The organism is Stenotrophomonas sp. CFBP 13718 (genome assembly GCF_014842145.1).
In the GTDB taxonomy this organism is placed as follows: domain Bacteria; phylum Pseudomonadota; class Gammaproteobacteria; order Xanthomonadales; family Xanthomonadaceae; genus Stenotrophomonas.
In genome coordinates, this window is sequence record NZ_JACYVC010000009.1 from 1 (window position 1) to 19388 (window position 19388).

Annotated in this window: 18 protein-coding genes; 13 read left to right on the forward strand and 5 right to left on the reverse strand. The window is 66.2% G+C overall.

Annotated elements, in window-relative coordinates; all coding sequences use genetic code 11:
• Nucleotides 1-160 precede the first annotated feature (160 nt).
• Both IFT58_RS13970 and hemH read right to left on the reverse strand, forming a co-directional pair.
• Complete coding sequence (locus tag IFT58_RS13970) at nucleotides 161-949, reverse strand: alpha/beta hydrolase (RefSeq protein WP_197974638.1); 789 nt, start codon at nucleotides 947-949, stop codon at nucleotides 161-163.
• 47 nt (nucleotides 950-996) lie between these two features.
• A complete protein-coding gene (gene hemH, locus IFT58_RS13975; protein WP_192082789.1) occupies nucleotides 997-1959 on the reverse strand; it encodes a ferrochelatase in 963 nt (320 codons plus the stop codon).
• A 163-nt stretch (nucleotides 1960-2122) separates the two neighbouring features.
• Here hemH and IFT58_RS13980 point away from each other — a divergent pair, with 163 nt between their 5' ends.
• The 4 genes from IFT58_RS13980 (at nucleotide 2123) to tatC (ending at nucleotide 4582) form a co-directional block, all read left to right on the forward strand.
• On the forward strand, nucleotides 2123-3016 hold the full coding sequence (locus tag IFT58_RS13980) for a YSC84-related protein (RefSeq protein ID WP_192082788.1): 894 nt from the start codon (nucleotides 2123-2125) through the stop codon (nucleotides 3014-3016).
• 79 nt (nucleotides 3017-3095) lie between these two features.
• Nucleotides 3096-3326, forward strand: a complete 231-nt coding sequence (gene tatA / locus IFT58_RS13985) for a Sec-independent protein translocase subunit TatA (RefSeq protein ID WP_188325498.1) — start codon at nucleotides 3096-3098, stop codon at nucleotides 3324-3326.
• A 15-nt stretch (nucleotides 3327-3341) separates the two neighbouring features.
• The gene (tatB, locus tag IFT58_RS18825; protein ID WP_342029565.1) at nucleotides 3342-3839 is read left to right on the forward strand and encodes a Sec-independent protein translocase protein TatB; all 498 of its coding nucleotides are present in this window, start codon (nucleotides 3342-3344) and stop codon (nucleotides 3837-3839) included.
• Entirely contained in the window at nucleotides 3836-4582 is a 747-nt protein-coding gene (gene tatC, locus IFT58_RS13995; protein WP_188325497.1) for a twin-arginine translocase subunit TatC, read from the forward strand. Before tatB ends, tatC begins: the two co-directional genes overlap by 4 nt.
• 99 nt (nucleotides 4583-4681) lie before the next feature.
• Here the strand turns inward: tatC and IFT58_RS14000 are convergent, their stop codons facing one another.
• From IFT58_RS14000 to IFT58_RS14010, 3 genes are read right to left on the reverse strand one after another with little or no spacing between them, the layout of a single operon-like run.
• Nucleotides 4682-5581 (reverse strand): BPSS1780 family membrane protein, encoded by a 900-nt coding sequence (locus IFT58_RS14000; protein ID WP_192095591.1) that lies wholly within the window; start codon nucleotides 5579-5581, stop codon nucleotides 4682-4684.
• 51 nt (nucleotides 5582-5632) lie between these two features.
• Nucleotides 5633-6379, reverse strand: coding sequence for a glutamine amidotransferase (locus IFT58_RS14005; protein ID WP_192095593.1), 747 nt, complete (start codon nucleotides 6377-6379; stop codon nucleotides 5633-5635).
• Nucleotides 6351-8180: a GspE/PulE family protein gene (locus IFT58_RS14010; RefSeq protein WP_192082786.1), complete on the reverse strand. Its 1830-nt coding sequence runs from the start codon at nucleotides 8178-8180 to the stop codon at nucleotides 6351-6353. The genes IFT58_RS14005 and IFT58_RS14010 overlap by 29 nt, the downstream gene beginning before the upstream one ends.
• A 130-nt stretch (nucleotides 8181-8310) precedes the next feature.
• Here IFT58_RS14010 and glyQ point away from each other — a divergent pair, with 130 nt between their 5' ends.
• The 9 genes from glyQ (at nucleotide 8311) to IFT58_RS14055 (ending at nucleotide 19301) form a co-directional block, all read left to right on the forward strand.
• Nucleotides 8311-9225, forward strand: a complete 915-nt coding sequence (gene glyQ, locus IFT58_RS14015; protein WP_188325493.1) for a glycine--tRNA ligase subunit alpha — start codon at nucleotides 8311-8313, stop codon at nucleotides 9223-9225.
• A 69-nt stretch (nucleotides 9226-9294) separates the two neighbouring features.
• Complete coding sequence (glyS, locus tag IFT58_RS14020; protein ID WP_192082785.1) at nucleotides 9295-11364, forward strand: glycine--tRNA ligase subunit beta; 2070 nt, start codon at nucleotides 9295-9297, stop codon at nucleotides 11362-11364.
• Between the two features lie 139 nt (nucleotides 11365-11503).
• Nucleotides 11504-12262 (forward strand): helix-turn-helix domain-containing protein, encoded by a 759-nt coding sequence (locus IFT58_RS14025; protein WP_192082784.1) that lies wholly within the window; start codon nucleotides 11504-11506, stop codon nucleotides 12260-12262.
• On the forward strand, nucleotides 12259-13977 hold the full coding sequence (gene sctC / locus IFT58_RS18830; protein ID WP_192095595.1) for a type III secretion system outer membrane ring subunit SctC: 1719 nt from the start codon (nucleotides 12259-12261) through the stop codon (nucleotides 13975-13977). The genes IFT58_RS14025 and sctC overlap by 4 nt, the downstream gene beginning before the upstream one ends.
• Nucleotides 13964-15097 (forward strand): type III secretion system gatekeeper subunit SctW, encoded by a 1134-nt coding sequence (gene sctW, locus IFT58_RS14035; RefSeq protein ID WP_192095597.1) that lies wholly within the window; start codon nucleotides 13964-13966, stop codon nucleotides 15095-15097. The genes sctC and sctW overlap by 14 nt, the downstream gene beginning before the upstream one ends.
• A complete protein-coding gene (locus IFT58_RS14040) occupies nucleotides 15097-17181 on the forward strand; it encodes an EscV/YscV/HrcV family type III secretion system export apparatus protein (RefSeq protein ID WP_192095599.1) in 2085 nt (694 codons plus the stop codon). The genes sctW and IFT58_RS14040 overlap by 1 nt, the downstream gene beginning before the upstream one ends.
• On the forward strand, nucleotides 17178-17561 hold the full coding sequence (locus IFT58_RS14045) for a hypothetical protein (protein ID WP_192082780.1): 384 nt from the start codon (nucleotides 17178-17180) through the stop codon (nucleotides 17559-17561). Before IFT58_RS14040 ends, IFT58_RS14045 begins: the two co-directional genes overlap by 4 nt.
• Complete coding sequence (locus tag IFT58_RS14050; RefSeq protein WP_192095601.1) at nucleotides 17558-18850, forward strand: FliI/YscN family ATPase; 1293 nt, start codon at nucleotides 17558-17560, stop codon at nucleotides 18848-18850. The genes IFT58_RS14045 and IFT58_RS14050 overlap by 4 nt, the downstream gene beginning before the upstream one ends.
• A complete protein-coding gene (locus IFT58_RS14055) occupies nucleotides 18834-19301 on the forward strand; it encodes a hypothetical protein (RefSeq protein WP_192095603.1) in 468 nt (155 codons plus the stop codon). The genes IFT58_RS14050 and IFT58_RS14055 overlap by 17 nt, the downstream gene beginning before the upstream one ends.
• The last annotated feature ends 87 nt before the right edge of the window (nucleotides 19302-19388 follow it).

Here is a 19388-nt window from a genome sequence, read left to right on the forward strand (position 1 = left end):
ATGCGAGAGTAGGTCATCGCCAGGGTTTATACCCCGAAAACCCCGTTGCTCACGCAACGGGGTTTTTTTTATGCTCGAAATGGGGGGTAACGGCCGCCAGCCGTCGACGTCCTGCCGCTGCGCTCGCCGAGCGTGGCTCGGCGCTACCGCAAACGCGGTTTCATCCCATGAAGGCAGAGATAATAGCGGCGACATCCGCAGGCCGCTCCATGTGCACGTGATGCGTTCCGGGCAGCAGGGCCAGTTGGCCTTGCCGCAGGTGCTTCAGTCGCTCACTGCGCAGAGGCTCTGGATAATAGGATTGCGCCGGCGTGGCATAGATCACCTGCACGGGGCAGGCGATCGCCTGCAGCAGGTTGTCGATCTGGCCTTCGGTAAGTCGTAGCGCGGTGGGCAGCATCAAGCGCTGATCACTGCGCCAGCTATACCCCCCCGGCACCTCACGCACGCCCCGTTCCACCAGAAGGCGGGCGTTGGCTTCGCTCAGCTGGTTGGCCATCATCCGGGCGCGGATGGGGGCCGCCATCGTGGGAAACACGCGGAGTGGGCGGCCGCTGCCATGGCGACTGGCCTGGACGTGATCGCGCAGCCGTTGGGCGGTTTCTTCCTCCGGTCCGCGCAGGCCACCCAGCGCCTCGATCGCAATCAGCCGCTCGACGCGCTCGGAAACGGCTGCCGTCAAGCTCGCGATCCCGGCTCCCATGGAATGACCGAGCAGCGTAAACGTGTCCCAGCCCAACGCATCGGCCACATCCAGCACGTGGCAGATCGCCGCCGGCGTGGTGTAGCTGGCCCCCTGGGGCAGGTGGCTGCTGTGCCCGTGTCCGGGCAGGTCCAGCAGGGCAATGTCCCGTCCTGGCAGATGAGCAAGCAGCGGGACGAAGCTGGCCGCATTGTCCAGCCAGCCATGCAGCGCCAGCACGCGCGTCCCCTCGCCCGCTCGACGCAGTCCGCTCGCCGTCTGACCGCCAAGGTCGAGGGTAAACGGCTCCACGCTCACCGCAAGGTGTCCTCCGCCAGCTCTGCCAAGGCCGCAGCGTGCGCGGGGTCATCGTTGAGGCAGGGAATGTAGCGCATCTCGGCGCCACGTTCGGCCAAGGTACGGCCGAATCCGAGCGCCACTTCCTCCAGCGTCTCCAGGCAATCGGTGGCGAAACCCGGGCAGACGACGTCGATCTGTTTCACGCCTCGTTCGGCGAGCGCCCACAGGCTCGGCTCGGCATACGGCTGCAGCCATTTTTCGCTGCCGAACCGCGACTGATAGCCCATCTGCCATTCGTCTGCAGACAAGCCCAGCGCCTCGGCGATGGCGGCCGCGCTTGCCTCGCATTGACGGGGATACGGATCCCCCGCATTGGCGACGCGTTGCGGGATGCCATGGAACGAGAACATCAGCATCTGCCCACGCCCGTTCTGCTGCCACCACTGGCGGATGGACCCGGCTACCGCAGCCACCCACGCGGGGTGGACCGGATACTCCTTGATCAGCGTGACCTGCACGTCCGGATTGCGGCGGCGCCATGTGTCCACCAGGTCCTCGACCGAGGCCGTGGTGGTGGTCGAATACTGTGGGTACAACGGAAGGACGGTCACACGGCGGATACCGGCTGCCTTGGCGGCGTCCAGTTCAGCACCCAGCGCAGGGGACCCATAGCGCATCGCATGCCGAACGCGGCGCCCCGGCATCAGCTGCTGCATGGCGAGCGCGAGGTTCCGCGTGTGCACCATCAGCGGGGAGCCGTCTTTCAGCCAGACCTGCGCATACTTTTCCGCCGAACGGGGGCCGCGCAAGGGAAGGATCACCCCGTACAGCAAGGGCTTCCAGAAAATGCCCGGGATCGCGACCACGCGTCGGTCTGACAGGAATTCGGCGAGGTAACGCCGGACCGCAGGCGCGGTGGGCGCTTCGGGGGTGCCTAGGTTGACCGCAAGCACGGCGGAATCGGGAGCGTCGAGCATCAGCTATTGTCGCCTATACGGTCTGCGGGAGGGATGAGACTGCTCTCGGACTGCAATCAACGAGCTGAATCGGAGACCGACCCTGCTCAGAACAGATTCATTTCCGGGCGCCTAGTTTCAACAACTTGCTATATCTTCTTCGTGAACTGATACGGAGTCCGACATGCCTCGTTTTCGCCTTACTCTGCTGGTGACCGCCGGCCTGCTGTTGACCAGCCAGGCTGCGCTGGCCGGACCCCAGGAAGACCAGCGTGCCCGCAACGCGGTGCGCGTGCTGGCCGAGATCCAGGGCATGCCCGAGCAGGGCATCCCGGACAAGCTCCTGGATGAGGGCCGCGCGGTCATCGTCATTCCTGACACCATCAAGGCGGGTCTGGTGATCGGTGGTCGTCGCGGCCATGGCCTGATGTCGGTCAAATCGCCGGATGGCAGCTGGTCCAATCCGGTCTTCATCAAACTGACCGGCGGCAGCATCGGCTTCCAGGCGGGTGTGCAGTCGTCTGACGTGGTGCTTGTGTTCCGCAACGACCGCAGCCTGGAGAATCTGGTCAATGGCAAGTTTACCCTCGGTGCCGACGCCGGAATCGCGGCCGGTCCGGTGGGCCGCAATGCGGCCGCCGCGACCGATGGTCAGCTGAAGGCAGAGATCTGGTCGTGGTCGCGTGCGCGCGGTCTGTTCGCCGGCGTCGCATTGGACGGTGCGGTGCTGCAGATCGACGATGCTGCCAACCTTGACGCCTACGGCAGTGGCACGACGCCGCGGATGATCTTCGAAGGGCGTGCCGCCGGCGCGCCTTCGATGGACGTGGTGGCATTCAGGGATCGCCTCGAAGAAGCGACCTATTCAGCACGCAACAACCGCGGCACCAGTGCGACTGCGCCCGCACCGCGCAGCGCCGCACCGGCGGTGCAGACCGCACCCCAGGTAACGCCACCGCCAGCGGCGGAAGCGACAACCGTGCCGATGCAGAACGTTCCGGCCGCGCCGCCGCCGCAGCAGGGCTTCCAGCCGGTGACCGAAGGCGAGATCCGTACCGAGTCGCTCGACGGCAACTGACTTCCAGCATGCGCACCGGCCCCCGGTCGGTGCGCTATGCTCGGGGTCCTGATTACTGAAAAACAATTGCGAGCATGTCATGGGCAGTTTCAGCATTTGGCACTGGTTGATCGTGCTGGCCGTGGTCCTGTTGGTGTTTGGCACCAAACGGCTGACCAGCGGCGCCAAGGACCTCGGCTCGGCGGTCAAGGAATTCAAGAAGGGCATGCGCGACGAAGACAAGCCCGGCGCGCAGCTGGGTGATGAGTCGCGTCAGGATGCCTCGCGCAGCAGCACGGTGCAGGACGAGCGCGACCGCGACCCGCGTTGATCCGGAGGCGGAGCGGTGTTTGATATCGGTTTCAGCGAGCTGCTGGTCATTGCGATCGTGGCATTGGTGGTGCTTGGCCCCGAGCGGTTGCCGAAAGCGGCACGTTTTGCCGGGCTGTGGGTGCGCCGTGCGCGCAATCAGTGGGATTCGGTGAAGCAGGAGCTCGAGCGCGAGCTGCAGGCAGAAGACATCAAACGGCAGATGCAGGATGTGCGTCAGTCGATGCAGGATACCGAGAGCGAGCTGCGTGCCAGCGGCGAAGCTGCACGCCGACACGTGCAGGACGTGGATGCGCAGGGCCGCACGCTCGCCGACGAGATCCACAGCACCGAAAAGTTGAGTGAAACCTTGAGTACGGCTGCGCAATCCGTACCTCCGGCGATGCCGGAGGCGGACGCTGCGATCAATCCTGATCCGGCCCGGGTGACCGATGTGCCCGCCGTCGCCTCGCCTGCCCGCCCCGATCCCAACGACGTTACCGGTGATGCACGACGTCCGGAGAGCACGCCATGAGCGAGCATGAGTTCGGCGAGAGTTCGCTGGTGGAACACCTGGTGGAGTTGCGTGCGCGTCTGGTACGGGCGCTGCTGGGACTGGGTGTGGTGCTGCTGGGCCTGTTGCCGTTCTCGCGCACGCTCTACACCTACGTCGCTGAGCCGCTGATCTCCCAGCTGCCCAACGGGCAGTCGATGATCGCCATCAACCCGGCCGGTGCCTTCTTCGCCCCGTTGAAACTGACCTTCTTTGTCGCCCTGTTCGTGGCGATGCCGTGGCTGCTGTATCAGCTGTGGGCGTTCGTTGCTCCCGGTCTGTACGCACGCGAAAAACGACTGGCCGTCCCCATCCTCGCCTCGTCGGTGCTGCTGTTCTACATCGGTTGCGCGTTCGCCTACTTCCTCGTGCTGCCGGCGGTGTTCCACTTCCTCACCACATTCCGACCGGACGTGATCGCCATTACGCCGGACGCGAACGCCTACCTGGATTTCGTGCTGGCCATCTTCTTCGCCTTCGGTGGCAGCTTCGAACTGCCGGTGGCGATGGTGATCCTGGTGTTGCTGGGATGGGTGAGCCCGGCGCAGTTCAAGGAAGGCCGCGGCTATGCAGTAGTCGGCATCTTCGTCCTGGCCGCCATCCTGACTCCCCCCGACGTGGTGTCGCAGCTGATGCTGGCGATTCCGATGTGCCTGCTCTACGAGCTGGGCATCCATGCGTCGCGATGGCTGGTACCGTCCAGCACCAAGCAGACCAGCAACTGATCCGCTGCGCCCGCCGGACGTGGCGTGGCGCTAGCGGGCTGGTGTAGCGCCGAGCCACGCTCGGCGAGCACACGGCCCATCAAATCCAGTAATGGGATATCAGGCGTGGAATACGTTGGTGGGGCCGCTGTCGGGCAACGCCGGCGGCTCGCCTTCCGTCCCGGACATCTGCTTCCACGCGCTGTAGACGGCACCGGCGAACACCGGCATCACCACGCCCATCAGCAGCAGTTGGGCCGCGAACAGCGCCAGCATCGCGCCGCCGACCAACTGGGCGATCATCGCCACGATCATCACCAGAAAGTACACGGCGAACACCGCCACGAAGGCGAGCAGGAAGAACACCAGCATCGGCAGCAGGTTGTGCGCGCAGGCGCGCAGGCTCAGGCGCAGTGCCTGCAGACCGTTGCGGTGCTCGAACATCACCTGCGGCGACAGCGTGAACAGTGCCAATGCGACGCCGATGAACACCACCAGCACGCACAGCAGCCACAGCAGGATCCTCCCCGCCGGCAGGCTGGCAGCCAAAGCCTCCATTTCCGCCGGACTGGGCTGGCCGCCGGATTGGCTGAGCTCGTTGAGTTTGGTCATCACCTCGCTCAGCTGGCCCAGCCCCGAGCTGCCGATGAGCAGCAGCAGCAGGATGCCGAGCACCAGCCCGGCCACCAGCTGGGGCAGCAGCGACACCAGCAGCTGCGGCGCGCGACCCTCGTGCAGGCCCTGCAGCAGGTGCGCGGGCAGCGCCGGCCGTCCCTGGTCGACCTCGCGTACCGCCCAGACCAGGCCACCGAAAATCAACGGGCCAGCCAGCGCCATCACCAGCTGCGCCGGCAGTGCGAGCACCGGCACCATCGTCGCCAGCGCCGTCACCAACAGGGCGGCCAGCGCCCAGATCACGCCCAGCGTGCCCAAGCCCACCGGCGCCTTGCGCAGCAGGGTGAAGCCGGACATCAGCCATTCCGCACCGGCGGATGCCGGAAGCTTGCGAATCTCGCTCATACGAATCCGAAATACAGGGGGAGGTGCAGGGCATCGCCCTGCGTCAGCCGATTATCCCTGTTTTATGACGGCGTGACCTGAAGCGTGGCGGGCCTGGCGCACGAAACGGCGCAACAGCTGGCGCGCCAGCGGTGCGGCACTGACCGCGCGCTCGATGCTGCGCGCGCAGCCACCGTGCTGGGTGATGCATTGCGCGCGGGCGCGGACGTAGCCGCGCATGTGGTGGGTGGCAAACTCGGGATGGAACTGCACGCCCCACGCGCTGTCGCCCCAGCGGAAGGCATGGCAGGCATCCAGCTTGGAGCGGGCCAGCACGGCGGCCCCATCGGGGGCGCGCAGCACCGTCTGCATGTGCGTGGCGTGCGCCGGGAAGCACGCAGGCAGCCCGGAAAACAGCGGATCGTCGCCGGCGGCCGGATCCAGGGACAGTTCGATGGTGCCGGATTCGCGGCCGGCCGGGTTGTAGTCCACTTCGCCCCCGAGCGCATGCGCCAGCAACTGGTGCCCATAGCAGATGCCGAACACCGGGGTCCCGCCGTGGACGGCATGGCGCAGCCACGTCGCGCTGCGCTCGCTCCATTCGGCGCGGTCGGTGACGTAGGCGGCCGACCCGGTCACCAGCACACCGGCGTAGTCGCGCACATCCGGCAGCGCATCACCGTGCTCGGCGTCGACTACCCGCGTCTCGCGCTCTTCCAGACCTGCGGCGACGCGGATCCAGTGCGGAAAGCGCCCATAGCGACGCAGCGCCGCCAGGGGGCGGCCGGTCTCAATGATCAGGAAGGGCAGTGGATTCATCGGCGGCAGGGACGACAGACAGGACTTCCTCGATTGTAGTCAGCCCCAGGGCCACCTTTTCAAGGCCTGCCTGACGCAAGGTGCGTAGTCCGGCACCGCGCGCTTCACGCGAAAAAGCGGCCAGATCCATGTCGGCGCGGATCCGTCCACGCAGCCGCGAACCCAATGGCAGCAACTCATACAGCCCGATGCGGCCGAGGAAACCGGTGCGCCGGCACTCCAGGCAACCGACCGGACGGTACGGCGTTGCGGCATCTGGATATGCCATCTGGCCATCAGCCAGCACCGCCCAATCGGCGGCTTCCAGCACCTGCGGCACCTTGCAGTGGGGGCACAGCGTCCGCACCAGGCGCTGGGCGAGGATGCCGTTGAGGGTGGAGGCCAGCAGGTAATGCGGCACCCCCAGGTCGAGCAGGCGGGTGATCGCCGAGGGCGCGTCGTTGGTATGCAGCGTGGACAGCACCAGGTGGCCGGTGAGCGAGGCCTGCACGGCCATCTGCGCGGTTTCCAGATCGCGGATTTCGCCGATCATGATGATGTCCGGGTCCTGCCGCAGCAGGGTGCGCACGCCGCTGGCGAAATCCAGGTCGATGTTGGTCTGCACCTGCATCTGGTTGAACTCGGGGGCGATCATCTCGATCGGGTCCTCCACGGTGCACACGTTGACGTCCGGCGTAGCCAGGCGCTTCAGCGTGGAATACAGCGTGGTCGTCTTGCCGGAGCCGGTAGGGCCAGTCACCAGCACGATGCCGTGTGGCTGCTCGACCAGCGTGTTCCAGCCGGCGGCTTCCTGCGGACTGAAGCCCAGCTGGTCGATGCTCTTGAACGCCGCATCCGGGTCGAAGATGCGCATCACGCACTTTTCGCCGAACGCCGTGGGCATGGTGGAAATACGCATTTCCACCTCACGCCCGCCGGGGGAGCGGGTCTTGATGCGGCCATCCTGCGGCCGCCTGCGCTCGCCCAGGTCCATCCGGCCCAGCACCTTGATCCGGCTGACCACAGCGGTCATCACCGCGGGTGGGACCTCGAACACTTTGTGCAGCACGCCGTCGATCCGGAAGCGCATGCGCCCCATGTCCCGGCGTGGCTCCAGGTGGATGTCCGATGCGCGCTGCTCGTAGGCGTACTGCAGCAGCCAATCGACGATGTGCACGATGTGCTGGTCGTCGGCATTGACGTCGCCGGCACGCCCCAGTTCCACCAGCTGCTCGAAGCTGGGCAGGGTGCTGCTGGTTTCCGAACGGACGTCGCCGCGCGCACCCCGCACCGAGCGGGTCACGCCATAGAACTCCATCGTGTAGCGATGCAGGTCCAGCGGATTGACTACGGCCAGTTCGATCGTGCGACGGCTGAGATGCTGCAGGTCGCGGCGCCATTCCTGCGCCAGCGGCTCGCTGGTGCCCACCAGTACCCGCTCGCTGTCCACCGCCAGCGGCAGGAAGCGGTGTCGGCGTGCATACGCATGCGATACCAGCGAGGTCACGCTGGCCACATCCACCCGCGTCGGATCGATGCGCAGGTAACGGGTACCAGTGCGCTTGGCCAGCCAATCGGTGAGCCGCTCCAGTCCCAGCTCGCCGCCGCCCGTGGCCGACAGCTTCAGGTTGGCCAGCAGCACCAGCGGATGCACGTCGCTGGCGTTCTTGGCGCCCTGTGCGGAGAAGCGGACACGATCCAGGTCCTGTGGCGCGATCAGGCCATCGGCAACCAGTGCCGCGGCCACCTGCTCGAACACCAGACGGCCCTGCGGCAATGGCATGGCACTGCCGGGGGAGGACATGTTCGGGTGCTGCTCCATCGACCAGGTTCCTTGTGGACCGCCTGTTGCGTTGAAAACCGCCGCCGCCAGGGGCCTGACGGCGTCCAGCGCCCGGCGGTGGTCGCTCGTTATACTAGCGCACCCCTTTCGCAGGCCAAGAATCGTCCGCATGTCCGCGACCACGACCGTTCCGATCACCTTCCAGGGTCTGATCCAGACCCTCAACCAGTTCTGGGCGCAGCAGGGCTGCGTGCTGATCCAGCCGCTCGACCTGGAAGTGGGCGCCGGTACGTTCCACCCGGCGACCTTCCTGCGTGCGATCGGTCCGGAAACCTGGAATGCCGCGTACGTGCAGCCGTCGCGCCGTCCGACCGACGGCCGTTACGGCGAGAACCCCAATCGTCTGCAGCGCTATTACCAGTACCAGGTGGCGATGAAGCCGGCACCGGACAACATCCAGCAGCTGTATCTGGATTCGTTGAAGGCGCTGGGCATCGACCCGCTGGTGCATGACCTGCGCTTCGTCGAGGACAACTGGGAATCGCCGACCCTCGGCGCCTGGGGCCTGGGCTGGGAAGTGTGGCTCAACGGCATGGAGGTGACCCAGTTCACCTATTTCCAGCAGGCCGGTGGACTGGAGTGCCGGCCGGTGCTGGGCGAGATCACCTACGGTCTCGAGCGCCTGTGCATGTACCTGCAGAACTGCGACAACGTCTACGACCTGGTGTGGACCTACGGTCCGGACGGCACGCCGGTGACCTACGGCGATGTCTACCACCAGAACGAAGTGGAACAGAGCACGTACAACTTCGAACACGCCGACGTGGAAGAAATGTTCCACCGCTTCGATGCCTGCGAGCGCGAGGCGAAGAAGCTGGTCGAACTGGGCCTGCCGCTGCCTGCCTATGAACAGGTGACCAAGGCCAGCCACGCCTTCAACCTGCTCGATGCACGCCGAGCGATCAGCGTGACCGAGCGCCAGCGCTACATCCTGCGGGTGCGCGCGCTGGCCCAGGGCGTGGCCCAGGCCTATTACGAGCAGCGCGAAAAGCTGGGCTTCCCCGGCGCGAAAGCGCAGGCCTGAGCCCCGTATCTTCCCGAACACCCGGGCGCCGGCCGCGTCGCGCGCTGCGCCCCCAACTGGATTGAACCGATGAGCCATCTGTCTCCCCTGCTGATCGAACTGGGCACCGAAGAACTGCCGGTCAAGGCCCTGCCGGGCCTGGCGCAGGCCTTCTTCGACGGCATCGTCGACGGCCTGCGCAAGCGCGGCGTCGAGCTCGACCTCGGCGATGCGCGCCCCCTGTCGACCCCGCGCCGGCTGGCCGTGCTGTTGCCGGGCGTGGGCACCGAGCAGCCCGAACAGCGCAGCGAGGTGCTGGGCCCGTACCTGAACATCGCACTGGACGCAGACGGCCAGCCGACCAAGGCCCTGCAGGGATTTGCCGCCAAGGCGGGCATCGATTGGACCGCGCTGGAAAAGACCAGCGATGCCAAGGGTGAGCGCTTCGTCCACCGCGCGGTGAAGCCGGGCGCGCGTACCGCCGAGCTGTTGCCGGAGGTGCTGCGCGAGGCCATAGCGGCCATGCCCATCCCCAAGCCGATGCGCTGGGGCGACCATGCATGGGGCTTCGCCCGCCCCGTGCACTGGCTGGTGCTGTTGCACGGTGCGGACATCGTCGACGCCGAGCTGTTCGGCCTGAAGGCAGACCGCATGAGCCGCGGCCACCGTTTCCACCACGACAAGACCGTGTGGCTGACGCAGCCGCAGGATTACGTGGAATCGCTGCGTTCGGCCTTCGTGCTCGTGGACCCGCAGGAGCGTCGCGAGCGCATCGTCGCCCAGGTGCAGGCGGCAGCCGCCGAAGCGGGTGGCAGCGCCCGCATCACCGATGACAACCTCGGCCAGGTGGTCAACCTGGTGGAGTGGCCGTCGGCCGTGCTGTGCAGCTTCGAACGCGCGTTCCTGGCGGTACCGCAGGAAGCGCTGATCGAGACGATGGAGATCAACCAGAAGTTCTTCCCCGTGCTGGACGATGGCGGCAAGTTGACCGAGAAGTTCATCGGCATCGCCAACATCGAGTCCAAGGACGTGGCCGAAGTCGCCAAGGGCTATGAGCGGGTGATCCGTCCGCGTTTCGCCGATGCCAAGTTCTTCTTCGACGAAGACCTGAAGCAGGGGCTGGAATCCATGGGTGACGGCCTGAAGACCGTGACCTACCAGGCCAAGCTTGGCAGCGTGGCGGACAAGGTCACACGCGTCGTCGCGCTCGCCGAAGCCATCGCGCCGCAGGTCGGTGCCGACCCGGTGCTGGCAAAGCGTGCGGCGCAGCTGGCCAAGAACGATCTGCAGTCGCGCATGGTCAATGAGTTCCCGGAGCTGCAGGGCATCGCAGGCCGGCATTATGCGGTGACGGGCGGCGAGTCGCCCGACGTCGCGTTGGCCATCGACGAGGCCTACCAGCCGCGGTTCGGTGGCGACGACATCGCGTTGTCCGCACTGGGCAAGGTACTGGCCATCGCGGAGCGGCTGGATACCCTGGCCGGTGGCTTTGCCGCGGGCCTGAAGCCGACCGGCAACAAGGACCCCTTCGCCCTGCGCCGCAACGCGCTCGGCATGGCCCGTACCATCATCGAAAGCGGGTTCGAGCTGGACCTGCGCGCGCTGCTGACGCAGGCCAACGCCGCCCTGGCCCCGCGCAACGTGCAGGCCGATATCGGTGAACTGTACGACTTCATCCTCGAACGCCTGCGTGGCTACTACGCGGACAAGGGCGTGCCCGCTGCGCACTTCAATGCCGTGGCCGAGCTGAAGCCGGCATCGCTGTACGACTTTGATCGTCGCATCGACGCGATCGGCACGTTTGCGTCGCTGCCGGAAGCCCCGGCGCTCGCTGCAGCCAACAAGCGCATCGGCAACATCCTGCGCAAGGCCGACATCGACATTCCCGGCCAGATCGATCCCGCGCTGTTGCAGGAGGATGCCGAACGCGCGCTGGCCGAAGCCGTCGCCGCCGCCATCGACGATACCGGTGCGAGCCTGCAGCAGAAGGACTACATCCGCGTGCTGGAGCGCCTGGCGCGCCTGCGGCCGCAGGTGGATGCGTTCTTCGACCAGGTAATGGTCAATGCCGATGATCTGGCGGTACGCGGCAACCGCCTGGCCCTGCTGAAGCGGCTTGCCGACCGGTTCGATGCGGTGGCATCGCTCGCACAGCTGTAAACACGCGCCACCACTGTTGGGCGCAGCGCACTATCAGGGGGCGTGACAGGAGATGCCTGTCACGCCTCGCTGCAATCTGTAAGAAAAATCGCAATTCGGCTCATAGCCCGACACGCGCTGACGCAACACCATCAGCGTCATGCCGCTTACTGCCTCCCCTCCCCAAGCATCTCGCAGCCCTTCATCGGCCTTCCTGCAGCTGCTGCCGCGCCACGAGTCCGTGCTGCTCGTCGCCGGCAACGAGCCGGCCCACGTCCGTATCGGAGCCAGCTCCGCGGCCGCCCGCCAGCTACACCTGCTGCCCGCCGGCAACACGCTGCTGGTGTGTGCGGGTAATCGGCCCCTGACCTTGGGGGGCACGGGGTGGAAACCGCATCCCGTGTGCAGTGGCCTCAGCCGCCTGTTGGCGTTCCATGACCACGGCATGGACGTGCAGCGTCCGCTGCCGCAGGACAGGCGTCAGCCGGCCCTGCTGTCGACCGCGCGTGACCTGCGCGATGCGGCCGTCGCCCGCGACTGGCTGATGGAACACCTGCTGAGCGGTGACCAGAACGTCGCCCAGGTCGCTTCGGCATGGGCCGTATGCGAACCGTACCAGCTGGTGCGCTTCGTACTGGAGCACCCGGATCTTGGCGTACAGCAGCTGGCAGACCGTTATGGATTGTCGGTGGCGCAGTTCCGCCGCATCGGTCGAAAAGCGTTCGACCGCTCACTGAAAGAACAGCTGCGCCTGCTACGCGCGGGACGTGTGCTGTATCGCTATGCCGATACCGGGCAGACCTTCACCCGGCTCTCTTCCGACTTCGGCTTTTCCTCGCCTTCGCACTTCTGCAGCGAGATCAAATCCCTGCTCGGCAGGTCGCCGCGCTCCATCTACCAGTCAGTCCATTCCCTGTGAACCCTACCTGCCGCACCCTGTCCCTGTTCGCCCTGTTGGTGACCAGCACGCTGCTGACGCCGCTGTCTGCCCAGTCGCAGACAACCGCGGACATTCCATTGGAAAACACCCCTATCCGCCATCGCGGCGAGCTCTCCGCGGACACCACCTTCGTGTCGCGTGGCGACGGCGTCAGCCTGTTGCTGCAGTCGGTGGCCGCGCAGATGAAGGTGCCGGTGATCGTCAGTTCCAGGGCACAGAAAAAGCGTATCCAAGGCAGCTTCAACCTGACCGAGCCGCGTGCACTGCTCGACCAGATCGCACGCGACGTCGGGCTGATCTGGTACAGCGACGGCCAGACCCTGTACGTGCACGACGCCAGCGAAACCCGCAACGCCGTGGGGCACATGCAACATGCGTCGCTGGCGGTGCTGGAAGATTTCCTGCGTCGTACCCGTCTCGCCGACACCCGGCATGCACTGCGTGGTGCAGCGGGCGACGGGACGTTCTACGTATCCGGCTCGCCGGTGTATGTGGAGATCGTCCTCAATGCAGCACGCTACCTCGACGAGCTGTATCGGGGGGCCGATGCACGTGCTGAACATGTGGAAGTGATCACGCTGCGCAACAGCTTCGCGCAGGGACGGCGGTATGGCATGCGCAGCTGGGATACCACGCTGCCCGGCATGGCCGAAGTGCTGGCCAGCGTGCTGACCGACTCCGGTGTCAGCAACATCATCGTGCGACGACCCGAGCCCGACGCGCTGGTCGAGGATCCGAGCAGCGACGCCGCCGTGGCCACGCGACAGGGCGTGGCCGTGGAAGGTGACGCACGGCGCAGCGCAACGCGCGCGTCTGCCGGCGGCGCGTCGCCGCCGACCATCGTGGTCGCCTACCCGGAAACCAACAGTCTGATCGTGCGCGGCACACTGTCCGGCATCCAGAAGGTGAAGCAGCTGGTTGCCGAGCTGGATCTGCCGCGCAAGCAGGTAGAGCTTTCGCTGTGGATCATCGACGTCCAGAAGAAACAGCTGGACGCGCTGGGCGTGAAGTGGAGCGGCCAGGTGGGTCTGGGCGGTCGTCTGGGCCTGGGCTTCAACGGCGCCACGTCCACCCTCGATGGCGAGCGCTTCCTTGCCTCGGTGACTGCCTTGTCCGAGCGCGGGCACGCCAGCGTGGTGTCACGCCCCGTGCTGCTGACCCAGGAGAACGTGCTCGCCCATTTCGACAGCAACAGCACCTTCTATGCGCGCCTGCAGTCCGAGCGCGCCGCCTCGCTGGAAGCCGTGACCTACGGCACGTTGATCAGCGTGCTGCCACGCGTGTCCGCGGACGACGAAGTGGAAATGCAGCTGAAGATCGAAGACGGCACCTCCAGTGGCAAGGAGGTTGAAGGACTGCCGGTGATCAATCGCACCACGATCGATACGGTGGCCCGGGTTCCGCACCACCTCAGCCTGCTGGTGGGCGGCTACACACGCCACGAGCAGGCGCGGGATCGTACGGCGATACCCGGTCTGGGCCGTATTCCGTTCCTGGGTAATGCGTTCCGACACCGCAGTGATCGCCATCAGGAGTTGGTCAGAGTGTTTCTGATCCAGCCTCGGGTGCGGACACCGGATGATCTGCTGCCTGGCGCCGGATTCAACGCCCTTGATGATCTTGCACTGCCCCTGCCGGCGCATCTCGAGCGTGTCCGCGGCAGCGTGCGGGAGGCTCTGCATGGCACAGATTGACGTGGGCGCCGTGCGCGCCCCTGCCTTGCCGCCGCGTGCTCGGCAGTTGCCTGTGGCAGCGCCGATGATCGAGGAGGAGCCTGCTTCATCGACGACGGCCGCACGCCGCAGCGATCTGCGGCAGGCGAGTGCGCTGCATCAGGCGCTGGCGATGAACGATGATCTGGCCGGTCTGGTGTCCAGCATGCGACGGAACCGCACCCGTGATGCCGAAGAGGCATCGGCGCACGCGCAGGCATGGCTGGACCATGTGCTGGATCCGGAAGGCCCCGAGAAGCTGGCCGCGCTGCGCCTGCAGGTGCGCCAGCTCGCTTCGGTGGACGTGGCCGCACTGCGCGCCCTGCTGATGAAGCTGTTCGCCGATCCGAGCGATGCGGTGGCGGCCCTGCGCACGCTGCGCTCCAGCCAGGAGCTGGAAGACCTCGCGCAGGTACTGGCCGAGCTGGAGCAGGAACTGTTGGGAGGACGGGACGCACAGGGGCGTGCGGTCCGTGCCGGCCTGAACGTCGCGCTGAAGGCGCGTCTGCATGCGAGACCCTTGGCGGCCACGCCTGTGCAGCTTCGGCAGACCTACCGGGAGTTCCTGGCATACGGCGAGCCGCTGGACAGCTACGAGGAATGGATCGCGCTGTACGGGTTTGAACGCCGCAGCCGCGTGGTGGACTTCATCGAACATGCCATGGCGGCGGACATGTATGCGCTGGATCCGTCCTGCTCGCGGGTGGAGTTCGGCCAGCTGCTGCAACGCGTGCGGCAGATCACCACCCTGCGTTCGGCTGATCACCTGCTGCTGGCCTGTTGTTGGGACGCCGCCATGATGCCGCGGATAGGGGTGACCCAGCCCGACCTGCTGATCGCCCTGTTCGGCATGATCCGCAACGGCGGCGGGCTGCAGCCGATGTTCGATGCCGTCTTCGTGCAGGTGGCCGGGGTGCTGGATAGCGAAGAAAAGGTGCGCCTCGCGCAGGGGCTGCGGCGCTTTCTGAAATCCGTGCCGCATGGCCTCTGGTATGCCCCTGAACAGCAGGTGCGAGCACTGGATGAGGTGGAGGATCTGCTGTCGGCCGCGCTGAAGCGGGAACAGCAGCGTAACGGCAGCCGCCACTGGGTGGCCGTCTGATGGCCGCGCTGCAACATCCGGCCAACGGCCTGCGCCAGGTGGCACGGACCCTGCTGCGACCCGAGCTGGCGCTGGTCGTGCTGATGGCGGTGATCATCGGCATGTTGATCGTTCCGTTGCCCACGTTCCTCGTGGACCTTCTGATCGGCGTCAACCTGCTGATCGCGATCGTGATCTTCCTCAGCTCGTTCTACGTCGAGCGCATCCTCAATTTCTCCACGTTCCCGTCGGTACTGCTGTTCACGACGCTGATGCGGCTTGCCTTGTCGGTCAGCACCAGCCGCTTGATCCTGGTGGACGCCGATGCCGGTCATATCGTGTCGGCCTTCGGTGAGTTCGTGGTGGCCGACAATCTGGTGGTCGGTTTCGTCATCTTCGCCATCGTCACCATCGTGCAGTTCATCGTCATCACCAAAGGCTCCGAGCGCATTGGTGAAGTGGTGGCACGGTTCTCGCTCGACGGCATGCCCGGCAAGCAGATGGGCATCGACGCCGATCTGCGCGCCGAGTCCATCGATGCGGCTGGCGCAAAGCTGCGCCGCCGCGAAGTCGAAAAGGAAAGCCAGCTCTACGGTTCCTATGATGGCGCGATGAAGTTCGTGAAGGGCGACGCCATCGCCGGCATCGTCATCGTCTTCGTGAACCTGTTCGGTGGCATTGCCGTCGGCATGCTGCAGCACGGGATGGGCTTCCAGGAAGCGCTGAAGGTGTTCACCCTGCTGACCATCGGTGATGGCCTGGTCGCACAGATCCCAGCCCTGCTGATCTGCATCAGTGCCGGCTTCGTGGTGACCCGCGTCGGCGGCGACGAGGGCAACCTCGGTGCCAGCATCATCAAGGAACTCTTCAGCAGCCAGAAGGTGCTGGTCATCGCCGGCACCCTGCTGCTGCTGCTCGGCTTGCTGCCCGGGTTCCCGCTGATCATCTTCCTGACCCTGGCGGCAGGCCTGTTCGCGCTGGCAGCGTGGCGCACACGGGAGGAAGCGGCCGCAGGCACCGGCGAGGTCGATGCCGCCGGGCGCGCGATCGGCCAGGACGGCCGGCCGGCCGCCCCGGGCGCACAGAAGCAGCTGGGTCACGACGGCAAGCAGGTCAACGAGACCGTGCCGCTGCTGCTGTTGTTGCCTCCCGCCCATTACGCCACGTGGAGCAAGGCAGGCGTGGAGGCCACGCTGCGTGACCGCCTGCATCTGCGTGCCGGCATGCAGCTGCCTTACATGTTGATGCGTGAGCACGACGGCGGCGCGCACCGTGTCGTCGTCATGATCAACGAGATCACGGCAGCGAGCGCCGACATCGTGCTCGACCATGTCCGCGTGCTCGCCGACAGCGACGAACTGACGATGCTGGACAACGGCATCGCACTGCCTGCGCTTGGAGGTGGCCCGCCACAGTGCTGGATGCCCGCCAGCATGCAGGGACACCTGCAGAGCATGGGCATGGGCACGCGTACCGATCAGGAAGAGCTGCAGCTGCTGGTGCATGACGCCCTTATGCGCAACATCGGCGAACTGTTTGGCATCCAGGAGACCAAGCATCTGCTGGACGAAACCGAGCAACGCTTCCCCGAGCTGTTGAAGGAAGTGCACCGCCACATCCCAGTCCAGCGCGTGTCGGAGGTGCTGCAACGCCTTCAGCGCGAAGGGGTGTCGATCCGCAACATGAAGATCATCCTGGAGACCCTCGCGCAGTGGGGCCAGCGCGAGAAGGATGTGATCCTGCTGGTCGAGCATGTGCGCGGCGGACTGGCGCGCTACATCTCATCGCAGCACGCGCGCGACGACCGCATCGCGGCCGTACTGCTGGCACCGGACACCGAACAGCTGGTGCGTGCAGGCATCCGCCAGAGCCAGGGCGCCGCATTCCTCAATCTGGACCCCGCACAGTCCGAACAGCTGCTGGATCGCATCGCGATCGTCTTCGAGCCCCTGCTGGCCAACCGCCCCGAGGCGGTGCTGCTGGTGGCACCCGACGTGCGCCGTTTCGTGAAGCGTTTCGTCGAGAACCGGCTACCGGGTCTCTCGGTCCTGTCGTTCTCGGAAGTATCCGATGCCGTCTCCCTTGATGTCGTGAGATCACTATGACCCTCAAAGAAACCCTCTGCCAGGCACTTGACCAGCTTGGCGCCAACTCCGGCGACTATCAGTTCGACGATCACTCCACCATCGTCATGTCTTTCGATGACGTCGGCGATATCTACCTCGACCCCCGTGACGGCGAGCAGGTCTGGTTATGGGGCATGATCGAGGAGGTCAGTGAACAGGCACGCAGCGTACTGGCCGAGCCGCTGTTGGCCGAGGTGATCCGCCCGGTAGGGCATTGGGACGCCGGTGCGATGGTGCTCCGCGCAGATGGGCGGGTAGGTGGCATGCTGCACCCCGAGTACGTGATCGAGCCGTCGCGGTTGGCCGAGGCGTTGCAGGACTTCCACGAATGCCTGGCGCGGATGCAGGCCATCCGATGACGCTGCTCCGGTCACCCTGGCGCCCCGCCGCACATCCTGCGGCGATCATCGGGTCCATGCTGCGCGCGCCGTTGCCGCAGGTGGCGATCGGTGAGCTCTGCCGACTGCAGAGCAGTGCGCAGGATGATTCCTGCGCCGGCCTGGGCACCGTCGTGGCCGTCGAGCATGGGATGGCCTCCATCGGCCTGCTGCGCGACAGCGCGGGATTGTCCGCGCAGTGCCTGGTGATGCCGACGGGGCGTGGCCCGATGCTGACCTTGTCCGATCACGTGCTGGGCAGCGTCCTCGACGGCGAGGGCAACGAGGTCGAACGCTTCTCGGCGCCGGTGCTGTCGCATGCGATGACACGCCGGATCAACCGAGCTGCGGTCGACTACCGCCAACGCCGGTCGATCGACACTCCCCTGTGCACCGGCGTTCGGGCGATCGACGGCCTGCTGACCTGTGGCGAGGGGCAGCGCGTCGGCATCTTCGCTGGCGCAGGGGCAGGCAAGACCACGCTGGCCGAGATGCTGCTGGACAATGCCGACGTCGATATCAGTGTCATCGCACTGGTCGGCGAACGCGGCCGCGAAGTGGCGACGCTGGTGGAGCGGCTGCGTCGTTCCCCGCAGGCCGCACGTACCGTGGTCGTGCAGGCGACATCAGACACCGCGCCGGCGCTTCGCAGCCAGGCACCGCTGATTGCCACCACCATCGCCGAGCACTTCCGCGAACAGGGCGCCCGCGTGCTGCTGGTGATGGACTCGGTGACCCGCTACGCACGCGCATTGCGGGAACTTGCGCTGGGTGCAGGCGAGCCGCCGGCACGCCGTGGCTTCCCGGCCTCGGTCTTCGAGGCGTTGCCGCGCCTGCTGGAACGCAGCGGGCGCACCGAGCAGGGAAGCATCACGGCGTTCTATACGGTGCTGCTGGAAGACGAGCAGGACGCCGACCCGATTGGTGAAGAGGTCAAATCGCTGCTGGACGGACACCTGTATCTCAGCAGTCAGCTGGCCGGACGGGGTCACCTGCCTGCACTGGATGTGCTGCGCAGTGGCAGCCGCCTGTTCGGCACGTTGGCCGACCCTGCGCACCAGCAGGCGGCCGGGCGTGTACGCGGCCTGCTGGGGACGCTGGACGACCTGCAGCTGATGCGCGACCTGGGCGAGTACACGCCGGGTGTCAGCGCCGTGTATGACAGGGCGGTCGCCAGCGAAGCCGCACTGCATGCCTTCCTGCGCCAGGGTCAGCATGAACGAAGCGCACTGCCGCACACGCTGGGAGCCCTGCATGAACTCGCCCGCTGACGCGCGTGGCTTGCGGTTGACCAAGCTCAAGCAGGCGCAGCGCCAGCTCGCATTGTTGTCGGCGCAGGCGCAGCAGCGAGCGGCGGCACAACGTCGCGAAGAAGCCGCCGCGCTCCGTGCATCCGCCGAGCAGACCCTGCATCTGGCGACCCTGCAGCCGGAAGACGGTCTGACCCGCAGCCTGTTGTTTGATCGCCTGCGGGTGCTCGCGGTAGCGAGGGCCCATGCACTGGAGACAGGCCACGCCGCCGGCGACATGGAGGCCGACGCCACGCGCTGCGACGCCGCAGAGCGCGTGCAGCGCGAACGGGCTGCGCTGCAGCACCGGAAGCAGAAAAAGCTGGAGCACTGGCATGCGCAGCAGCGCCGAGCGACCAACCGGCTCCGCGAGAGCCGTCTTCACACTCAGACACTGGATGAAATCGCATGTCGACGCCGCTCCCCGCGCTGAATTCTCCGCGCGCTCCTGATCACCTTGACCGCTCCGCACCGGATACCTCCGTCGTGCCGCTGCTGCGTCGTATCCGCGAGCAAACCG

Coding starts and splice junctions, on each gene's coding strand:
- hemH (WP_192082789.1), bottom strand. CDS start 1,959: ATGCTCGACGCTCCCGATTCCGCCGTGCTTGCGGTCAACCTAGGCACC.
- IFT58_RS13980 (WP_192082788.1), top strand. CDS start 2,123: ATGCCTCGTTTTCGCCTTACTCTGCTGGTGACCGCCGGCCTGCTGTTG.
- tatA (WP_188325498.1), top strand. CDS start 3,096: ATGGGCAGTTTCAGCATTTGGCACTGGTTGATCGTGCTGGCCGTGGTC.
- tatC (WP_188325497.1), top strand. CDS start 3,836: ATGAGCGAGCATGAGTTCGGCGAGAGTTCGCTGGTGGAACACCTGGTG.
- IFT58_RS14000 (WP_192095591.1), bottom strand. CDS start 5,581: ATGAGCGAGATTCGCAAGCTTCCGGCATCCGCCGGTGCGGAATGGCTG.
- IFT58_RS14005 (WP_192095593.1), bottom strand. CDS start 6,379: ATGAATCCACTGCCCTTCCTGATCATTGAGACCGGCCGCCCCCTGGCG.
- IFT58_RS14010 (WP_192082786.1), bottom strand. CDS start 8,180: ATGGAGCAGCACCCGAACATGTCCTCCCCCGGCAGTGCCATGCCATTG.
- glyQ (WP_188325493.1), top strand. CDS start 8,311: ATGTCCGCGACCACGACCGTTCCGATCACCTTCCAGGGTCTGATCCAG.
- glyS (WP_192082785.1), top strand. CDS start 9,295: ATGAGCCATCTGTCTCCCCTGCTGATCGAACTGGGCACCGAAGAACTG.
- IFT58_RS14025 (WP_192082784.1), top strand. CDS start 11,504: ATGCCGCTTACTGCCTCCCCTCCCCAAGCATCTCGCAGCCCTTCATCG.
- sctW (WP_192095597.1), top strand. CDS start 13,964: ATGGCACAGATTGACGTGGGCGCCGTGCGCGCCCCTGCCTTGCCGCCG.
- IFT58_RS14040 (WP_192095599.1), top strand. CDS start 15,097: ATGGCCGCGCTGCAACATCCGGCCAACGGCCTGCGCCAGGTGGCACGG.
- IFT58_RS14045 (WP_192082780.1), top strand. CDS start 17,178: ATGACCCTCAAAGAAACCCTCTGCCAGGCACTTGACCAGCTTGGCGCC.
- IFT58_RS14050 (WP_192095601.1), top strand. CDS start 17,558: ATGACGCTGCTCCGGTCACCCTGGCGCCCCGCCGCACATCCTGCGGCG.
- IFT58_RS14055 (WP_192095603.1), top strand. CDS start 18,834: ATGAACTCGCCCGCTGACGCGCGTGGCTTGCGGTTGACCAAGCTCAAG.